This is a genomic window from Paenibacillus sp. FSL W8-0439, assembly GCF_038008995.1.
Lineage (GTDB): Bacteria > Bacillota > Bacilli > Paenibacillales > Paenibacillaceae > Paenibacillus > Paenibacillus polymyxa.
The window spans coordinates 152,685-172,205 of the sequence record NZ_JBBPAK010000001.1 but is presented as its reverse complement, the minus strand read 5'-3'; the positions used below and the strand labels follow the sequence as shown (position 1 = coordinate 172,205).

Annotated in this window: 16 protein-coding genes; 3 read left to right on the top strand and 13 right to left on the bottom strand. The window is 47.3% G+C overall.

Annotated features, from left to right (window positions below):
• Positions 1–34: 34 nt before the first annotated feature.
• From rho to rpoE, 6 genes are all read right to left on the bottom strand, one after another.
• Entirely contained in the window at positions 35–1,372 is a 1,338-nt protein-coding gene (gene rho, locus MKX36_RS00685; protein WP_019685779.1) for a transcription termination factor Rho, read from the bottom strand.
• A gap of 259 nt (positions 1,373–1,631) precedes the next feature.
• Positions 1,632–2,885, bottom strand: a complete 1,254-nt coding sequence (locus MKX36_RS00680; RefSeq protein ID WP_340864040.1) for a UDP-N-acetylglucosamine 1-carboxyvinyltransferase — start codon at positions 2,883–2,885, stop codon at positions 1,632–1,634.
• Positions 2,886–3,110: 225 nt separating this feature from the next.
• The gene (gene fba / locus MKX36_RS00675) at positions 3,111–3,965 is read right to left on the bottom strand and encodes a class II fructose-1,6-bisphosphate aldolase (protein ID WP_025363685.1); all 855 of its coding nucleotides are present in this window, start codon (positions 3,963–3,965) and stop codon (positions 3,111–3,113) included.
• A 248-nt stretch (positions 3,966–4,213) separates the two neighbouring features.
• Positions 4,214–4,582 (bottom strand): response regulator, encoded by a 369-nt coding sequence (locus tag MKX36_RS00670; RefSeq protein WP_014599366.1) that lies wholly within the window; start codon positions 4,580–4,582, stop codon positions 4,214–4,216.
• Positions 4,583–4,795: 213 nt separating this feature from the next.
• Positions 4,796–6,397, bottom strand: a complete 1,602-nt coding sequence (locus tag MKX36_RS00665; RefSeq protein WP_016818572.1) for a CTP synthase — start codon at positions 6,395–6,397, stop codon at positions 4,796–4,798.
• 401 nt (positions 6,398–6,798) lie between these two features.
• Positions 6,799–7,350, bottom strand: a complete 552-nt coding sequence (rpoE, locus tag MKX36_RS00660) for a DNA-directed RNA polymerase subunit delta (RefSeq protein WP_013368770.1) — start codon at positions 7,348–7,350, stop codon at positions 6,799–6,801.
• 405 nt (positions 7,351–7,755) lie between these two features.
• Here rpoE and MKX36_RS00655 point away from each other — a divergent pair, with 405 nt between their 5' ends.
• Positions 7,756–8,916 (top strand): S8 family peptidase, encoded by a 1,161-nt coding sequence (locus MKX36_RS00655; protein WP_019685778.1) that lies wholly within the window; start codon positions 7,756–7,758, stop codon positions 8,914–8,916.
• Positions 8,917–8,934: 18 nt separating this feature from the next.
• Here the strand turns inward: MKX36_RS00655 and MKX36_RS00650 are convergent, their stop codons facing one another.
• Genes MKX36_RS00650 through MKX36_RS00635 form a run of 4 tightly spaced genes read right to left on the bottom strand, consistent with a single transcriptional unit; the run spans position 8,935 to position 14,083 of the window.
• Positions 8,935–10,320 carry an MBL fold metallo-hydrolase gene (locus MKX36_RS00650; protein ID WP_340864039.1) on the bottom strand — a complete coding sequence of 462 codons (1,386 nt, stop codon included), beginning with the start codon at positions 10,318–10,320 and terminating at the stop codon, positions 8,935–8,937.
• A complete protein-coding gene (locus MKX36_RS00645) occupies positions 10,317–11,987 on the bottom strand; it encodes an ABC transporter permease (RefSeq protein WP_340864038.1) in 1,671 nt (556 codons plus the stop codon). Before MKX36_RS00645 ends, MKX36_RS00650 begins: the two co-directional genes overlap by 4 nt.
• A gap of 4 nt (positions 11,988–11,991) precedes the next feature.
• Positions 11,992–13,065 carry an ABC transporter substrate-binding protein gene (locus MKX36_RS00640; protein ID WP_340864037.1) on the bottom strand — a complete coding sequence of 358 codons (1,074 nt, stop codon included), beginning with the start codon at positions 13,063–13,065 and terminating at the stop codon, positions 11,992–11,994.
• Between the two features lie 19 nt (positions 13,066–13,084).
• On the bottom strand, positions 13,085–14,083 hold the full coding sequence (locus MKX36_RS00635) for an ABC transporter ATP-binding protein (RefSeq protein WP_340864036.1): 999 nt from the start codon (positions 14,081–14,083) through the stop codon (positions 13,085–13,087).
• A 201-nt stretch (positions 14,084–14,284) separates the two neighbouring features.
• Between MKX36_RS00635 and MKX36_RS00630 the strand changes: the two genes are divergently transcribed.
• Both MKX36_RS00630 and MKX36_RS00625 read left to right on the top strand, forming a co-directional pair.
• Entirely contained in the window at positions 14,285–15,163 is an 879-nt protein-coding gene (locus tag MKX36_RS00630) for a LysR family transcriptional regulator (protein WP_016818565.1), read from the top strand.
• Between the two features lie 141 nt (positions 15,164–15,304).
• Positions 15,305–16,165 (top strand): hypothetical protein, encoded by an 861-nt coding sequence (locus MKX36_RS00625; RefSeq protein ID WP_019685772.1) that lies wholly within the window; start codon positions 15,305–15,307, stop codon positions 16,163–16,165.
• A 126-nt stretch (positions 16,166–16,291) separates the two neighbouring features.
• Here the strand turns inward: MKX36_RS00625 and argS are convergent, their stop codons facing one another.
• The 3 genes from argS to MKX36_RS00610 form a co-directional block, all read right to left on the bottom strand.
• Positions 16,292–17,971, bottom strand: coding sequence for an arginine--tRNA ligase (gene argS / locus MKX36_RS00620; protein WP_016818563.1), 1,680 nt, complete (start codon positions 17,969–17,971; stop codon positions 16,292–16,294).
• A complete protein-coding gene (locus MKX36_RS00615; protein ID WP_340864035.1) occupies positions 17,968–18,408 on the bottom strand; it encodes a DUF1934 domain-containing protein in 441 nt (146 codons plus the stop codon). Before MKX36_RS00615 ends, argS begins: the two co-directional genes overlap by 4 nt.
• Before the next feature lie 94 nt (positions 18,409–18,502).
• On the bottom strand, positions 18,503–19,393 hold the full coding sequence (locus MKX36_RS00610; protein WP_016818561.1) for a LysR family transcriptional regulator: 891 nt from the start codon (positions 19,391–19,393) through the stop codon (positions 18,503–18,505).
• Positions 19,394–19,521: the final 128 nt, after the last annotated feature.

Below are 19,521 nucleotides of genomic sequence, written 5' to 3'. Positions count from 1 at the left end.
TACTTACGGAACAGATAAAATACATGGTTTGGGTTTAATTGGTTGTGGCGGGAACCGACGCTGTGGTAGAACGCGTAGTTCTTCGTTGTTGGCCACCAGAGCTACCTTGCGAGCCGCTGGAAGAAGGTGCTGTCAAATCAAACGAGGCTAAAAACTCAGCGTTGGTTTTGCTGTTACGCAGTTTTTTGAGGAAGCCTTCCACAAAGTCATGGCTTTCCGTCATATTTTTACGAATAGCCCAGATCGTATCTAATTCTTCCTTGTTCAACAGCACTTCCTCACGACGTGTACCGGAACGACGAATATCAATCGCAGGAAAGATACGACGTTCTGCCAGTTTGCGGTCCAAATGCAGCTCCATGTTGCCTGTGCCTTTGAACTCTTCGTAAATAATATCGTCCATACGAGATCCTGTATCAATCAGCGCTGTGGCAAGAATCGTCAAGCTACCGCCTTCCTCCACATTCCGAGCTGCGCCAAAAAAGCGTTTTGGACGGTGAAATGCTGCCGGATCAATACCCCCACTCAAAGTACGACCAGAAGGAGGGATGACAAGATTGTACGCACGAGCCAACCGTGTAATGCTATCCAACAGGATGACAACATCCTTTTTATGTTCTACGAGACGCAGTGCACGCTCCAACACCAGTTCTGCCACTTTGATGTGATTTTCAGGAAGTTCATCAAATGTAGAGGCCACAACTTCACCTTTGACAGAACGCTGCATGTCAGTCACTTCTTCAGGGCGTTCATCAATCAACAAGACAAATAGCTCAATCTCGGGATTGTTGGTAGAAATGCTATTGGCAATTTCTTTGAGGAGAAGCGTCTTCCCAGCTTTGGGAGGTGCCACAATAAGTCCGCGCTGTCCAAGTCCGACAGGGGCCAGTACATCCATAATTCTCGTAGACAAATGGTTGGGGGAAGTTTCAAGGACTAATTTGGTTTGCGGATACAGTGGAGTCAGTGCAGGAAAATGTAGCCGCTCAGCAGCTTGCTCAGGACTTCTTCCATTGACGGCGTTAACTTGAAGCAATCCAAAATACCGTTCGTTTTCTTTCGGCGTTCGGCATTTACCGGAAACGAGATCGCCCGTTCTCAGGTCAAACTTGCGGATTTGTGAAGCAGAGATGTAAATATCTTCGGTACTCGGGAGATAGTTGATCGGCCTCAGAAAGCCGTAACCTTCAGGAAGTATTTCCAGAACACCCTGCATAAACATTAATCCACTCTTCTCAGCTTGTGCGCGCAGGATGGCGAAAATTAATTCTTTCTTCTTGAGCGTTCCGTAGTACGGGATCTGGTATTGCTTGGCCAGCTTGTACAGGTCGGTCAGCTTCATTTCTTCCAGATCGGAAATTTGCAGATCCATATAATAACCACCTATTCAATTATTAAGTCCATTCATACAATTAAATGATAGACAATGATATCATAAACACCATCAACATAATTTTAACCAAAACAAATAAAGTTATGCAGCCAGCTGCCTGAATTATACCGAATTATTCCGGTTTTTTGATAAAAGATTGTTAGGTATGGACCAAATCTTATACCAAGCAGCGGCTGCATAGGTGTTACCCGTTATTCCGCTTTGGTTACAGTAAATTCAAACAAAGTACATGGTTTAATTACTCAGTCTGCCGCCACACATCTGCGCCTAAAAGACGCAGGTTCGAAACGAGATGATCATAACCACGGTCAATATACTCGACACCTGCCACCTCGGTTACCCCTTCGCTTACTGTAAGTCCAGCAATGACAAGGGCCGCTCCGGCGCGCAGATCTGCAGCCTTCACTTTAGCCGCATTCAGTTGGCCACCTTCAATAATGGCAGACCGACCCTCTACGCGAATTTTAGCCCCCATTCGCACCAGTTCAGGGACGTGCTTAAAACGATTGCTGTACACAAAATCGCTCAATACACTGACACCCTGAGCTTGGGTTAGCAAGCTGGTCATGGGAGATTGTAAATCTGTGGGGAAGCCGGGGTATACCAAGGCTTTAACGTCGACATGCCCATAGGAAGGCGCACCCAGTACGCGAATACTTTCATCATATTCCTTGATGCCGATGCCCATTTCCTGCATTTTGGCAGTGAGAGCCTCCATATGTTTGGGGATTACATTGTCAATCAATACATTTCCACGGGTTGCCGCAGCAGCAATCATATAAGTGCCTGCTTGTATACGGTCAGGTATGATGGAATGACGGCAACCATGCAGCTCCGACACACCTTCAATACGAATTGTCTCCGTACCAGCGCCTTTAATAATCGCCCCCATGGAGTTTAACAGAGTTGCTACATCTATAATCTCAGGCTCTTTAGCCGCATTTTCGATAGTTGTGGCGCCTTTGGCACGTGCGGCCGCCAGCATAATATTAATGGTTGCTCCTACGCTGCTGACATCCAAATAAATCTTGGTGCCGCGCAGTTCTTTGGCGTGCAAATGAATAGCGCCGTGCTCGTTCGTAACCGTGGCACCCAGCGCTTCAAAACCTTTGATATGCTGATCAATGGGCCGGGGTTCAAAATTACATCCTCCTGGCAAACCGATGATCGCTTCCTTGAATCTGCCCAGCATGGCCCCCATCATATAATAAGAGGCTCGTAATTTCTTAACAGGTCCATTCGGCATAGGAATGGATTTAATGGAGGAAGGGTCTATCTTCATCTGGCTACCTTCCCAGGTAACCTTTGCGCCAAGCTCCTCCAATATTTCGGAATACACCGCCACATCACTGAGCAGCGGCAAATTATCCAAAATGACTTCCGACTCTGCCAGAATGGCTGCGGGAATCAAGGCGATGGCACTGTTTTTGGCACCGCTGATGGAAACTGTACCCTGAAGCGGCCGTCCACCGGTGATCATCAATTTTTCCATAAGCTTGAGGGTCCCCCTACGTGTTTTGCAGTCGGTCAAACAATGAACTGAAACCATAAACTTTCAACTTTTTAAGTGGTTAAAATGGAAAGACACCGGCTAAGCGGTGTGCTTTCCATACCACACTATTCAACTGTACAGATTTAAATATTTTGTGCAGCATAATTACAGCTACAACGAAGAAATGCATACAGTCTATGCAGAGGCATGACTAGTTGGAACTTATTACGCTTTGTTGTTGGAACCGAACTCACGGATTTTACCGATAACTGTTTGTTTGATTGCTTCACGACCTGGTTGGATGAATGTACGTGGATCGTAAGCATCTGGTTTTGCAGCAAGCACTTCACGAACCACTTTCGCAAATGCGATTTGGTTTTCAGTGTTTACGTTGATTTTGGAAGTACCCAGGGAAATGGATTTTTGGATGTCATGTGTAGGGATACCTGTTCCGCCATGAAGAACGAGTGGCATTTTCACAGCATTGCGAATTTCTTCCATTTCTTTAAAGCCCAGGTTTGGTTCACCTTTGTATGGTCCATGAACAGAACCCAGTGCAGGAGCCAGTGTATCGATGCCTGTTTCTTTAACGATACGTACACAATCGTCCAGCTTAGCGTACATTACGTCACCTACAACATCATCTTCTTGACCGCCAACCATTCCAACTTCAGCTTCAACGGAAACGCCTTTGGAATGTGCATATTCAACAACTTTCTTCGTTGTTTCGATATTTTTCTCGATTGGGCTGTGGGAATCGTCAATCATAACAGATGTGAAACCAGCGTCGATTGCTTCTTTACATTTGTCAAAGCTAGAACCGTGGTCCAAGTGAATTGCAACTGGAACCGTAATTTTCATGTCATGAATAAGACCTTCTACCATTTTAACAACAGTGTAGAATCCGCCCATGTGACGTGCTGCGCCTTCAGAAACACCCAAGATTACTGGGGATTTTTCTTCTTCAGCAGCGCCCAAGATAGCTTGAGTCCACTCCAGGTTATTAATATTGAATTGACCTACTGCATATTTTCCTTCGAGTGCTTTGTTCAACATGTCTTTCATAGATACCAATGGCATGGTTACAGTCCTCCTAAAGGTGTTTGGGTTTGTCTATATTTTTAGCCGACATCACATACGGGCTTATTATACCACAACCCATGTTAAATACTAAACAAGCTTTTGCATATCAACACATACAAAAATCACGCTCAGGACGCCGTTTTTCCATAGAATTGTATAAGGAGAGGATTTACTTTCAGTATTTCCCATAATCACAAACAAAAAACCCTGTTTTGTTAACAGAGTTCTCAACCAAAATGACTTCCCTAGTCACCTCTGAGTTGTTTGTTCACGGCGATCCGCATTTCATCAATATCAAAGGGCTTGGTAAAATGCATAAGTGCACCTAGCTCCGTCGCCTCTTTAATCATGTCCAGTTCTCCATACGCTGTCATCATAATAACCTTGATGTCGGGATTCATGCTTTTTAGGTGCTTCAGAATTTCAAGTCCGTCCATACCTGGAATTTTCATATCGAGCAGAACCAGATCAGGTGGTTCCTTCTCAACAATCTCAAGAGCAATTTTCCCGTTCGCTGCCTGAAAGGTCTCATAACCCTCACTTCCGAACACTTCCATCAGTAAAATCCGTATTCCATTCTGGTCATCGACGATTAATACTTTTTTCTTTTCCAATGTTTTAACCTCCTAAGATCTTAAAACGAGGATCATGCAGCTATTGCCATAACAGCGTCCGATGACGTACAATATCCGTCCCATACCTAAAACTATATTCGCTCCTGCAAAAAGAAAATCCTGCTCTTATACATAATTGTGGAATATTCTTTCATAATCAGGAAGCATGGGATAAAAAAAGACCTCCCAAAGGAGGTCTTTCAAGCTGCAGCATTAACCTTGAAGCTGCAATGCCGCTTTTACAAATTCACGGAACAAAGGCTGTGGACGATTCGGACGGGAAGTAAATTCTGGATGGAATTGTACCGCCAGGAACCATGGATGCTCAGGAAGCTCGACAATTTCCACCAAACGTCCATCCGGTGAAGTACCAGAAATACGAAGACCTGCTTTTTCAATAACTTCACGATATTCGTTATTGAATTCGTACCGATGACGATGTCTCTCGTACACCAGCTCGTCGTTGTAGCAAGCCTCTGCCAGGGAACCTTCCACCAGTTTACATGGATACAGGCCAAGACGCATGGTACCGCCCAAATCTTCGATGTCTTTTTGGTCAGGAAGCAAGTCAATGACAGGATAATCGGTAGCCGGGTTAATTTCCGAGCTGTTGGCTCCTTCGAGACCAGCCAGGGAACGAGCAACCTCAATAACAGATACCTGCATACCCAGGCAAATACCGAAGAACGGAATTTTTTGCTCCCGTGCATAACGAATGGTGCTGATTTTGCCTTCAATTCCGCGATCGCCGAAGCCACCTGGTACGAGAATACCGCCAATGCCGCCCAGCATGTCAGCTACGTTCTCGTCCGTTACTTCTTCAGCGTTCACCCAGCGGATTTTTACGTCCGCATTTGCATCAAACCCAGCGTGAGAAAGTGACTCAACAACACTTAAGTATGCATCATGTAGCGCAACATATTTACCAACAATAGCAATTTCAACCGTTTTGTCCAACTTGCTGATTCGATCAACTAACCCTTCCCATTCGGTCATATCCGGTGCAGGTGTTGTCAGCTTCAAGTGGTTAACTACGATTTCGTCCAAACCTTCTTCACGTAGGTTCAACGGAACCTCGTAGAGAGTCGAAGCATCGCGGCATTCTACCACTGCATTCGCATCAATATCGCAGAACAATGCAATTTTAGCCTTCATATCGGAGGACAATTCATGCTCTGTACGGCAAACAATGACATTCGGTTGAATGCCGATGCTGCGCAGTTCTTTCACACTGTGCTGAGTTGGTTTGGTTTTAACCTCACCAGCAGCTTTAATATAAGGAATGAGCGTTACGTGAATGTACATCACATTTTCGCGCCCAACTTCACTTTTAAGCTGACGAATGGCTTCCAAAAATGGCAAGCTTTCAATATCGCCTACAGTACCGCCGATTTCCGTAATAATGACATCCGAACCCGCTTCACGGCCTGCACGGTACACGCGCTCCTTGATTTCGTTCGTAATATGAGGGATAACCTGTACGGTACCGCCCAAATATTCTCCGCGACGCTCTTTGCTGATCACGCTGGAATATACCTTGCCTGTTGTGACATTGCTGTTCTTGGACAGATTAATATCAATAAAGCGCTCATAGTGTCCCAAGTCGAGATCCGTTTCCGCACCATCATCCGTTACAAACACTTCACCGTGCTGGTAAGGGCTCATGGTACCTGGATCGACATTCAGGTAAGGATCAAATTTTTGAATCGTTACCTTCAGTCCCCTGTTCTTCAAAAGCCTCCCCAGTGAAGCTGCCGTAATCCCTTTGCCCAAGGAAGACACAACCCCGCCTGTCACAAAAATATACTTCGTCACTGTTCAAAACCCTCCTAGATAAGATGCAAAAATTCAGGCGACATTATGATGTTATCGTAACCCGTTTGCACGGATTATCATCCATGAAGAAGGCAGCGGTTATATTTTCCAATCCGCCGCCCTTAGCCCTCTTTCATGAGTGAAAACACCCCTATAAAAAACAAAAAAGCACTCCCGTAGTACGGGGCACTTTTATACAAAAAGCAAACATATAAGTGAATCAATCATAAGCCCAAGCAATAGTTTACCCCGTGTCCAATCCGCTGTCAAGGAAGTTATCTGTGTTAATTTGTCCTTTGAACCTGATTGGAATAAATCTATCTGAAAGCTATAAATCAGCAGGGGTTTCAAGAAAACGGTCATGAAAAAGGGGAGAGCGTATCTCCCCTTGCAACCTGTTCCTAACGAAGTGAATCGTCGTCGTCTTCGATCGACTCATCGTCATTTTCATCATCTGTATCTTCCTCATCACTGAGGTCTTCATCGTCAATAACTACGTCATCGTCACTATCATCGTCATCTTCTCCGTCGAACAGCTCGTCTTCGCCATCCTCGTCTTCGCTATCTGCATCGAAGTCGTCATCGGAGTTGTATGTTTCTTCTTCCTCATGATAGTCATCTTCGTCGTCATCGTCTTCATCGTTAATGATACGAGGACGCTTAGCGCCTGTCAGGGCATCTTCGGATTTATCTACCGGATACCAACGTTTCAAGCCCCACAGATTCGTACCGACACAGGCAAAACGCCCGTCAATGTTGATTTCAGTATATAGCTGAGCAATAACGTCATTAATTTCTTCGTCGGACAAGCCGCGCAATTTGGCGACTTCATTCATCAGGTCACGGTAATAATATGGAGTATTGGCTGCTTTCAATACCATAAATGCCAAATCCACCATTGGAGTCTCGTGGACTTTCTCCGGGTCAATCTTCAAGTTGAGTGGTGTACTCACCTAGGGACACTTCCTCTCACACGTAATTCACAAGAACATGTTTCAGAGCATACACGATACATGCAATACTAACATATCCATTATCAAAACTAAGTAAAACCTATTTGGAAGCAAATTGCAAGTTAAACATGGGTATCGTCATAATTTCCAAGAATATCCCTCTGCACAAGACGGCACACGTAAAAAGACGGGGTTCCCCCCGCCTCCGACTGTACCCGCTCCGGGAGAGGCCTCCCAAAGTTGTTGCACAAGAGCTTATGCCCTCCATGTATCGTATGTGTCCATAGCTACTTTGACACGACAAGCAGGCCTATTTCCATAAAAAAGGGGCAAGTTTCCCATGCCGTAGCTGACGCTTGCTCATACAATACCTCAGCATGGCTCATCGGAGGGGGACCGTCTCAAATGGACTATCCGGATTTTTTGCAGCGTTTGCATGAGGGTATTTCGGAGCCGTCCGGCAGTGGACGGAACAAACAGATTATCACGTTCGATAAGCCTCACCAATACCGGGAATGCCTGTCCTATCTCAGGAAGCTGAAACCTGAGCTTGCGGGATTACGGCAAGTACAACCGGCTAGGCTAATCCGTGCTCTCATCGCTCCGCTTTCAGGGGGAGACAGGCTGGGCAAATATCACCACGGTGTTACCGTTGAAGAAGATACCCGCATAAAGGTTCACGCAGAAACGGCTTATATACCGAAAGCAGAGAAAAGCATTTCTATGCCATGGGGAGTCAAACAGGTACGTGCATACAAGGCTTGGCCTTCCTCGACAGGGAATCGGGTCAGAATCGGTGTGATCGACACAGGAGCGGATTTTCATCATCCTGATCTTCGCCATTCCCTTGCCAGAGGTATCAATTTGTTGAACCGGACCATGCTACCCTATGACGACAACGGCCACGGCACTCATATTGCTGGAACCATCGCGGCATCCAACTATGACGAGGGTATGGTTGGCGTAGCACCACGGGCTTTAATTCATCCTGTAAAAGCATTCGATCATAATGGAGCCGCCTATGTCTCTGACATCATTCTTGGTATCGACTGGTGTGTATTAAATCGTGTCGATATTATTAATATGAGCTTTGGTATGAAGTCGCGTAGCAAGGCACTGCTTGATATGGTGAATAAAGCATATCATAACGGCATTGTAATCGTGGCTTCCTCGGGAAATGAGGGTAAGCGTCGAAGTATTGACTACCCAGCCCGCTATTCCCAGACGATTTCAGTCGGAGCTACCGACAAATACAGACGTATCGCTCCTTTTAGCAATCGGGGGCAATTCGTAGACGTGTACGCACCTGGTGAGAAGATCAGATCCTCCTGGATTCATGGAAAGCATCATGAAATGAGCGGCACCTCTATGGCTACTTCCCATGTGACCGGGAGCATCGCACTTCTCCTTTCACTGAGACCGGAACTGGAGCCTGGAGAAATTAAAGCGCTGCTTAAGCGCACTGCCACACCGCTACGCCTTCGTAAAAGTGCTGGACGCACTTCCATCTCCACCAAGCTTGGAGAAGTGGATGCCTTCCGATTGATGCAAGAGGGCACAAAGTGAACCACGATCTGATGAATACTAAACCTCTATCGTTGCACCTGGCTCCAAAGAGTGAACTTCTCTGGCAGGACCTCCATGTTCATTATTTCCTTCTCTTATTAACTCATCTCGTACAAGGTCGGTCTGCAATTTGGGTGCATGAACGAGTACAACCTGTTTGCTAGGCAACCCCTTCACCATTTGCCGTACATCCGATAATCCTTGGTGCACCTTGTAAATCAAATGCCGAGCTATACAGATGTCATTGGCGTCTGCACGTTCCAACAGATGTTTACCAAAAGAACCATTGGAAGCATGCCCGGTCAATATCACACTGTTCCTAATATCCTCCCCGCTATCCACATCGATCAGCATACTGCGGTGATCCGAAAGATATTGATAATACCAACGCGCCTGCGGGGAATCCATCATGCCGTCTCTTGTTACGATAATAGTGGCCGTGTTCCGTTCCAGCAGACTTATCCGTCCCGCAGTATCACGAGGCACAAACACCCTGTCACTGTTCAACACATGTTTTATTCGCGTGGAAGCTCCCGGACGTAGCCACTCTTTCCATCGATTTAACTGTTTCAATCCGTGCCACAGGTCAGGCTCTATAATTATTGCTTGTTCAGGAAATTGCTCGCTGGCCCATACGATCAATTCCTGTCCTCTGCCAAAGGCAGGCACTGGCAACAACACATGGCCGCCAGACAATAATACCTGCTCCATCTCGACCCTCAGCCGCTCCAGCTTAACAGGCTGCGGGTCTATATCCATACCATAAGCATTGTCCATGATAGATATGTCCACTAGATTGGACTTTGGCTTGCATCCAGGAAGGTCATCTACCCCCTCCCCCATACACAAGTCCGGTGCATCGGCAGCAAGAAGCTCAGATTCACGGCTATAGTCTCCAGAAAAGAACAGCCGCTTCCCTTCCATTTCTACGATATACCACACTGCACCAGCCAAATGTCCACTGCGTCCCCACATCATTCTCACACCCGGACAAGCTTCATGCCACACTCCTGACGGCGTTTCGTCTTCTAGATAGCGATAGGTAATAGATTGGATATCTTGTTCACTGTAGGGCAATTCGCCGCCTCTCGATTCAACATAAGTTTGCCAGGAGCGAAAATAGGAGCCCAGCTGCTCAGCGGTAGCCTTGGTCGTCCAGACCTCTCCCCGATATCCATACTTGTATAGTAAGGGGAGCGCCATGGAATGATCCTCATGTGCATGAGACAGCAAAACAGTAGTTAGCTCCTTCACCTTCTGTGGCGGAAAAACCGGATATTGCCCGGTTCCTTCCTTTTTTACGCCACAATCCAGCATGATACGATGCTGCTTTCCTTCAAAAACATAACAGGAGCGGCCATGTTCGCCCGCTCCACCCCAAATCCTAAGCTTGGTCATCATCATTTCCACTTTCTCCGCGAGTTTAAGCTTTCCATTAAGATCAGTAGCAATGTGGTCAAACCAACCGATATAACAGCCATCGCCATGCCAAGCGACACCTGTCCCTGCTCAAACTGGGCAAATATATAGGTTGCAGACGTCTGGACGGATGGCGGTAAAATCAGCAACGATCCTACCAGCTCCCGTGAAGCAATGGTAAAGGTCATCATCCAACCAGCGAGCATCCCCGGTCCAATCAGCGGCAGTACAATCCGGCGGAATATGTAAGACGGACGCCCGCCGAATACCTGTCCCGCCTGAAAAAGACCAGTGTCCACCTGTGTAAAGGCGCTTTTGACATACTGCACCGTATAAGGAACAAACAAAATAACATACGTCAGAATGACCATGCCATATGTGTTATACAATGGAATGGGCATCCACGGCGAATTCCACCACAAAATCAGACCCACCACCATAACAATTCCCGGCACTGTATTCGGAAGTAAACTGAATGCATCAACTGTCCGTTGGATTTTCGTGCGTGATCCACCGATAACAAGCGCAAACCAGGTGCCCAGCACCACTGCAAGCGTCGATGCACCCAAAGAGAGAAATACACTGTTCAGTAGCGCTTCCATGCTTTCTGAACCCCACGACAGCAGTTCCTTGTAATAGTCGAGTGTAAGGTTGTTCCATGCCAATCCGATTCCCCGCAGCTTCATGGAGGAGGCCGCAATAATTGAAAAGTATGGGATGCCAATAGCTGCGATGAGCAGCAATAGGATGAACATGACACTCAGTGCTGTAGTCCAGCTGGATACACGAAGACGGGAAGGACGGGAACCTTTACCCCCTACCAGTCTGTATGTGAACTTTCGGTTGATCACCGATTGCACATACCACATAAGCAGGCAGGCCGTTAACAGCACCGAGGCCATGGACGTCGCTTTGCCAAAATCGATGGGCCAGCTGGAAATATATTTGTGAATTTCAGAAGTCATAACCTCATACCCGATACGTCGCCCAAAGGTAGCGGGTGTGCCAAACTCGGCAATCGTTTTAACGAAAATGAGCAGCGCACCCATTCCGTATGCCGATAGTAGCAGCGGTAAAATGATTCGACGGAACCTGTACAGAAAGCCTCCGCCCATGACAGCACCCGCCTCTTCCAGACTGCCGCCAATCCTCATCAGCGCCCCGCGTAACAGCAGGTACAGGAATGGAAACAGATGCAGGCTCATGATCATCACCATGCCGCCAAGGCTGAAGAAGGAAGCCGTTAAGAAATGCAGATCCGGAAGCAACTGCTCCATATACCCGTTTTTTTGCATAAACAGGATCCATCCCATGGAACCGATATAGGGCGGAGTCATAAACGGAATCAGCAGCACGACATCCAACCAGCGCCAGTGTGCGAGTCGGGTGTTGGACATGATCCAGGCTAGCGGAAGTGCAAGGACTGTCGTTCCTGCGATCACACAGATGCCTAGCCAGATCGAGTTGAATAGCACTCCTGCAAATTGAGAAGCAGCTAACGTTCGAAAAGGCGCAGCCCATTGAAATGTCCCATCAACATACACACTTTGGATGAAGATCTGCAGCAACGGCAGTACAATTAGGATAAAAAGCGCGATCAGAGCAAGTGTCAGGGACCATCCCCTGATGTGTTTAACAGACAAACCTCCCATCGGATTATTTGAACATTTGCGTGAACTTTTCCGTCACGTCTGATCCGTGTTCACCCATCCATTCCCAGTTGGTTTTCAGCAATGGGATTTCGTCGAGGTTTGCACGCTTGTCAGCTTTGATATCCGTGCGTCCAGGGAGTAGGGAAGCATCTGCTACTAGTTTCTGTGCTTCGTCTGACAACAGATAGTCAATGAACGCTTTGGCATTTTGCTCATGCTGTGTGGACTTGAGGATTGCGGCAGGACGCGGGCTAATGACCGTTCCCTCTGTCGGATAAACGATGTCTATCGGCTCGCCTTTGGCTTTAGCCTTGTAGGTCATGTAATCGACCGCAGCGACGACTACACCTTTAGCCCCCGTAATCACTGGATCCAGCGCTTCCTGATTGGCACCGGCCATGGCCACACCGTTAGCCTTGTACCGCTCAAACAACGTCCAGCCTCCATCGCCTTTGGCGCTCAGATAGCCTGTCATAAAATCCAACGCTGAGCCAGACAGCGATGGATCGGGAATGTTAACCTGATCCTTGTACTCAGGCTTCGCCAAATCGGCCCATGAAGCAGGTGGCGTTTTCACTAACTTCGTGTTATATGCAATACCCAAAGCAGAAGCACTTGTGCTGAAATAGTGACCCTCCTTATCAGACCAATCCGGGTTTAGCTTGTCCGCATTTTTAGCGTCCGGATAGGGGAGTGTGAGTCCTTCCTTTTTCAAGCCTTGTACAGACGGAAGCGATGCCAGCACAACCACGTCTGCTACCGGATTCGTTTTCTCCGCTTCCATGCGGGCTAAAATCTTACCTGTCGTTCCCTGAAATAACTCAACCTTAACCCCGCTCTGCGCCTCATACCCCGCTACCAGCTTTTTCGCCAGTCCATCCGGGCCTGCGCTGTAAACAACCAGCTTCTGATCGGTGGACGCCGCTGCGCCCGCTGGTTTTGCTGATCCATCGGCTTGTGCCCCATCCTTCGATGTCGTAGCCGTTCCGCAGCCTGCCACAGCCAGTCCAAAAGTCAATGTTAAAGCAAGCATAGCCCCTTTTTTCCATCCTGTACGAAAAACACGCCTATTCATCATCTTATATAACCCCTTTTCCCTATGTTTCAAGTTGGTGGATGTATTGCGGTGATACCCAAATATGCATTTGTTCGCCTATGGGCAAGCGGGTGGAGTGATACGCAGTCCATTGCTCGCCGTTTTCGGCTACTAGACGGATTTCATAGCGATCGCCAACATAGCTGACATGCAGGATCTCTACTGTAAAAGTGTGCTGATCCGCTTGTTCCTGTTCCCAACGGACATGTTCAGGTCGAAATAGTGTCCGTTCCAACTCGATCCAGTTGGATTTGCCGATAAAGCTTGCCACCTCTGGATGAGACGGACAACCATAGATCACCTCTGGTGTTCCGGTCTGCAAAATATGTCCACTTTTCATAACCACTACTTCATCAGACATGGACATGGCCTCGATCTGATCATGAGTGACATATAAGGCGGTCAGCCCCAGATCGCGCACAAGCGATATCATCTCAATGCGCATCTCCTCCCGTAGCACGGCATCCAGTGCACTGAGCGGCTCGTCGAACAAAACCAGTCGAGGCCGGATAGCAACTGCTCTTGCAAAAGCAACCCGCTGCTGCTGACCACCGGACAGCTGATGGGGATAGCGATCCTCCATCCCTGACAACCTCACCTTATCGAGCGCCTCTAGCACCACTGCTCGCAGTTCCTTGCCTTGAGCGCTAACAGCCCCTTTTCCCCGCTTGCTCGCTCGCAAGCCGAAGGCCACATTTTCAAACACCGTCATATGCGGCCACAACGCAAAATCCTGAAAGACCATACCAAAGTGGCGGAGATGTGCGGGAACATCCTTTTTGCGTTCAGCCGAAAAAAGAATTTCCTCTCCCATCGTGATTGTGCCGGTATCCGGTGTCTCCAGACCAGCAATCAAGCGCAAGAGCGTCGTCTTCCCACAACCGGACGGTCCGAGCAGTGTGGTGAATTTGCCCTGTCGTACGACCAGATTCGTCTCATGCAACGCGGTGGTTTGGCTGAACATTTTACTTACTCCACGAATATATAGATCCTGATTCATCGCATTACCTGCCTGTTCTTGTGACTGACCCCAGTGTAAAACTTGAATTCGCAACCTGTGTTATTGGGAAGTTAAAACAAAATTAATTATTTCAATGAATTGTGTTAACACTCATAGATTAAATCTATATAGAGGCGGTGGATGCTGTTACCCAGAGAATAAGCATGATTGTTTGACTTAACCGAAAGCGAGGCATTCTAAGTGAACTTAAGTCTTCTAAAGTTACATATTGTAGAGCTGCTGAACAAGCACCATAAAATTACCACCGTAGCCGAGGTTCTCGGCCTAAAGCAACCCACTGTTACTTTTCATATGAAAAATCTGGAGCGTGAATTTGGAGTAAAGCTGTTTGATACACGTATGGGCAAAATCATCCTGACGGATGCCGGAGATGCGCTGCTGCACTATGCCACCAAAATTAATGCACTTGCGGCTGAGGCTGAGCGAGTTGTCCGTGAGTTCGATACGCTCCAACGAGGGAGTATACGGATTGGCGCAAGCTATGTACCTGCCACCTATCTGCTTCCTGCCGTGCTGCATCGGTTTGCCCGCGAGCATCCGGGCATTCACATTGCCTTGTCCGTGAAAACAGCGCCCGTGATCAAGGACATGCTCGCTCGCCACGAAATTGACCTCGGCATTATTTCGGCAGAGCCGTTTCAATCCCCAACGCTGCTCTCAGAATCCTTGGGAGAAGATGAACTGGTGCTCATCTGCTCACCCACTCATCCGCTCGCTAGCGAAACCGATGTAACACCCGAGCGCATCGCTTCTTCCTCTTTTGTGTTGCATGGGAAGGATTCCAGCACACGCCACGTGACTGACAAATGGCTGGAGCGCGGAAGGCGCCGACTTCCATCCTATCTGGAATTGGATTCACTGGAAGCTATCAAACAGGCGGTTATGCTGGGAGAACACATCTCCTTTGTCTCTCGCCTTGCTGTTCAATCAGAGGTTGAGCGGGGTTTACTGATCATAAGACCTATTCCGGGACAGCCTGTTGAGCGGCATATTTATATGGTCAGCAACAAAGATCGTCATCGCTCCGCGCTGATTCACAGATTCACTAAATATTTATGATGGAACCAAGATTAAATCTTAGCTGTCATATAAAAATTATGGTATTTTTTAACCAGAATACCATCTTAGCTTGACATACGACTGACAAATCACCCGTAAAGTGAAGCGTGTAACCTATTCGGACGAACAGGAGAGGATGAAATGAAAACAAGCCTGCGTATCACTAAATTCATGTCAGTAGTAACTCTGAGTGCAGTGCTGCTCGCAACAGGATGGAAAGGTGCAGAGCCCGTACAAGCCGCTGCCAATGCCACACCAAGCTATGAGGTAAAGCTGCTGCTGGATACAGCTCAGGTCCTCAATGCGGATGGCTCTTTAAAAAGCGGTATTGTAAATGAGTTCGGAATCAGTGAAGATGCGCAACGATTAAGCGTCGAGTATTTTGATACAGACTCCTTGCAATTGAATGACGAGGGCTGGAACGTTAGATTTCGCAAAAAAGAGGACAAAAAAAATTATGAGTTAACCTACAAAAAGCGATATACCATCACAAACGGGAATATCGACGCAGCACTTACCCAAGCGAATAAAGAAGGCTTCAGTGCCTCTGATGATAATTATGAGGCTGAGGTGGATTGGGGATACAGCAAGCAGACATTAAGCTTTTCCAATGACAAGAAAACGAACGCCTCCAAAGGATTAGCTCTGCCTTCCCCGGATCAGGCATTAAAACAATTGCAGGACAATCTTCCGGGCAAGCTGCAAAACTGGAAAAGCAGCAACTGGGGCAAACATACCTTGGCAAACTCCAGAGTACGCGGTCCTGTACAGGTTAACAAATATAAGGGCAGCTTTCAGGGCTTGGATACTGACGTTGAAGTATGGCCTATTCGCAGCGCCAACGGATCGGGTACCGACAATATCATCGAAATCTCCTTCAAAACTTCGGATTACAATACTGCCGCAAGCAACCGCACCAAGCTGATGAATCTGCTACAATCCAAAGGATGGCTGATTCCTGCCGATTCCCTGAAAACGAATCTGGTACTGGAACGCTACTAAGCTACTCAAACTTATTGTATTCAAACCAAAAAAGGAACCGAACGAGCCTCCCTAGAGGGCAGCACGAACGGTTCCTTTAACCATTTATACATATGACTACAAAATCATTATGTTGCAGTTGTTTACTTACATACGTTCCGGTGCAGACACGCCCACCAGCTTCAGTACGTTGGCAATGGTCGTGCGGACCGCGCCAAACAACGCCAAGCGAGCTTGCGTTTGAGCGGCATCCTCCGTGATGACACGCTCTGCTTTATAGTAGCTGTGGAACATGGATGCCAGCTCGTAGACATAGCGAATCATACGATGCGGCGCAAAGTTTGCAGCTGCCACCGATACTTCCTCTGGCAACTCGCCAATTTTGCGCAACAAATCGTATTCATGCTCAGCCGTCAGCTTCGACAAGTCAACTTCTGCCAATGGCAGTACAGCAATACCCTGCTCTTCGGCTTGACGATATACGCTGCATGCACGTGCATGTGCATATTGCACGTAGAATACCGGATTCTCATTGGAGGTAGAAATCGCCAAATCCATATCAAAATCCAGATGCGAATCCATACTACGCATGGTGAAGAAGTAACGAATCGCGTCTACGCCCACTTCTTCCATCAGATCCTCCATCGTTACGGCCTTGCCAGTACGCTTGGACATTTTTACTTTTTCCCCGTTTTGGAACAAGCTGACCATTTGGGCAATCAGTACTTTAAGCTTATCCGGGTCATTGCCCAGTGCTTCCATTGCGGCCTTCATCCGTGGAATATAGCCGTGGTGATCCGCTCCCCAGATGTTGATGATCGTGTCATACCCACGAGCATATTTGTCACGATGATAGGCGATATCCGGAGTCAGATACGTATAAGTACCGTCATTTTTGATCAATACGCGGTCTTTATCGTCACCATACTTAGTCGTGTTCAGCCAAGTAGCTCCGTCCTTATCATAAATTTCCTCACGGTCACGCAGCTCATTCAGCGCTTTAAGCACTTCACCGTTATCATACAGTGATGTTTCACTAAACCAGGAATCAAAAGGTACACGGAACCGCTCCAGATCACGCTTGATCTTATTCAGTTCCTTTTCCAGACCGTATTCACGGAAATAAGCGGCACGATCTCCCGGTTCCATAGACAACAGAGAATCGCCCTTCTCAGCCACCAGTTCCTTCGCAAACCCGATGATATCCTCACCATGGTATCCGTCCTCCGGCATCTCCGCAGGCTGTCCTAGCTCCTGCAAATAACGCGCTTCGATGGAACGGCTCATATTGTAAATCTGGTTCCCCGCATCATTAATGTAATATTCACGAGTGACTTGATATCCGGCAAAATCAAGCACATTACAGAGCGCATCCCCTACGGCTGCACCACGTGCATGGCCCAAGTGAAGACTCCCAGTCGGATTGGCGCTGACAAATTCGATCTGTACCTTTTTGCCCTCACCTACCTGTACACGACCGTAATCTGCTCCTTGCTCCTGTACTTGTCCGATCACTGCATAGAGGTAGCTCTTGTTCAAACGAAAGTTAATAAAGCCTGGTCCCGCGATTTCAGCACTTTCAATAGAAGCGGAAGCTAAGTCCATATTCGCAATCAGATCTTCAGCGATTTGACGCGGATTCTTCTTCGCAATGCGAGTGAGCTGCATGGCTACGTTGGTAGCTAAGTCACCGTGTGACTTGTCCTTAGGTACCTCCAGCGTAATGGTCGGCAGCTCTTCGCGACCCACGATTCCAGCAGCCAGCACCGCTGCCTCGATTGCTGAGGTCACCTTTTGATTAATAAGTTCCAGTGGATTGCTTGTCATGATTGTTGCTCCTCCTGTATATGCAAACTGATGGCAAAATGCCCCGAGAAATCCTCAAATACGTATAGATCATAAGTCCAGCTCACTTGTCCGATGAATCCATCCATCCGAATATCGAGCTTCTGCGTATGCGCAGACATGTTCAGGTTTAAATAAGGCGAGCGGTAAAATCCAGGCAACCTGCGTCCCAGCGCAAACGACTGCTCTGATTGTACCTCACCGTGACGAATCAGCTTTAGCTCATCCGGTCCGATCTTGACTGTGTTCCGTGTCGTACCGCCTTCAGGACTCTCTTGCGGCTCCTCGTACCTTATATATAGATGCTTCCCGCGAACGATTGCTTCTCCAGGAAGCTCCTGTACCACATCTTCTCCGTCATGATGACTATGAAGACGGATTCGAACCTTTGCATTGTGTGGCATGTGTTCAAACTCCATTCTATCGCTATCCTACTGTACTACTATATCCAGTTCCCGATTGCAATTCAAATGAGTTTTTACAAAAAGATGCTTTCTCCCTTAAAAAATTCAACTACTGTAGGTCAGCTACACTGGATGCCTGGCTAAAACTTTCAATGAACCGGGAAGCCAAAGAAGACATGTATTTATCCTTCAACCAGACGGCAGCCACACGAGTGTGCAAATCTTCACACATAATTTCCTTAACAATTAAATGATTATTGCTGCCCAAAGACAATGCGGAGCTCGAAATCATGCCAATACCCAGCCCTTCGTTGGCCCAAAGAAGCGTGGTGCGGGCATCGTCATTTTTGCAAAAGTAGTTTGGCTCAAAGCCATGCTTCATACAGGTGTCGTGGATCAATTGCTCAAAACGACGATATACGATGAGTGGTCTGTTCTTCAGCTCAGCCAATGATATGCTCTTCTGTTCGGGACTCCAATCATGTTCTTCCGTCATCACTGCTACCATCGGCTCAGTGGACGCATATCTACACCCTAAATCAGTGGTATTAAAAGGAGTTCTGACGATACCGACCTCTACAATTCCTTTGTTCAGAAGATCGAGAATCCGGAAGGTATTTCCCTCATGTATTTCAAATTTTACACCCGCATAGGTTTTATGAAATTCGGAAAGCCTGTCTTTCATCAGGGTTGCCCCAGAGGAAGAAACCGTTCCAATGGTGAGCGTCCCCTTCATCCCCATGGCGAAATCGTTTATTTCCCTTGTCGTAGCATCCGTCAGCTCCAAAATCTGCTTGGCCCTGTTCCGTAAAATGATTCCCGCCTCTGTCAATTGGATGCTTCGTGAGCCTCGATGCACAAGCTTTACACCCAGCTCTTCCTCCAGCTGCATAAGCTGTTGACTTAAGGGAGGCTGTGCGATTTGCAGTTTTTTGGCTGCCGCTGTAATCTGTCCAGCATCTGCAATCGCTAAAAAATATTTGAGATGTCTCAATTCCATCATGAACCTCCGGTCCTGATATATGTAAAACCTATATCTCTAATATATATTAAATATTATTCATATGGTTGAGGATATGCCATAATCATATTCAGATATGCAATTACAATAGAAAATTTTATACAATA

Bases quoted from the DNA above. Each gene is read 5' to 3' on its own strand.
- rho (WP_019685779.1), bottom strand. From the start codon at position 1,372: ATGGATCTGCAAATTTCCGATCTGGAAGAAATGAAGCTGACCGACCTG.
- MKX36_RS00610 (WP_016818561.1), bottom strand. From the start codon at position 19,393: ATGGAATTGAGACATCTCAAATATTTTTTAGCGATTGCAGATGCTGGA.
- MKX36_RS00680 (WP_340864040.1), bottom strand. From the start codon at position 2,885: ATGGAAAAATTGATGATCACCGGTGGACGGCCGCTTCAGGGTACAGTT.
- MKX36_RS00615 (WP_340864035.1), bottom strand. From the start codon at position 18,408: ATGGAGTTTGAACACATGCCACACAATGCAAAGGTTCGAATCCGTCTT.
- MKX36_RS00635 (WP_340864036.1), bottom strand. From the start codon at position 14,083: ATGAATCAGGATCTATATATTCGTGGAGTAAGTAAAATGTTCAGCCAA.
- MKX36_RS00625 (WP_019685772.1), top strand. From the start codon at position 15,305: ATGAAAACAAGCCTGCGTATCACTAAATTCATGTCAGTAGTAACTCTG.
- argS (WP_016818563.1), bottom strand. From the start codon at position 17,971: ATGACAAGCAATCCACTGGAACTTATTAATCAAAAGGTGACCTCAGCA.
- fba (WP_025363685.1), bottom strand. From the start codon at position 3,965: ATGCCATTGGTATCTATGAAAGACATGTTGAACAAAGCACTCGAAGGA.
- MKX36_RS00650 (WP_340864039.1), bottom strand. From the start codon at position 10,320: ATGATGATGACCAAGCTTAGGATTTGGGGTGGAGCGGGCGAACATGGC.
- MKX36_RS00645 (WP_340864038.1), bottom strand. From the start codon at position 11,987: ATGGGAGGTTTGTCTGTTAAACACATCAGGGGATGGTCCCTGACACTT.
- MKX36_RS00640 (WP_340864037.1), bottom strand. From the start codon at position 13,065: ATGATGAATAGGCGTGTTTTTCGTACAGGATGGAAAAAAGGGGCTATG.
- MKX36_RS00655 (WP_019685778.1), top strand. From the start codon at position 7,756: ATGGACTATCCGGATTTTTTGCAGCGTTTGCATGAGGGTATTTCGGAG.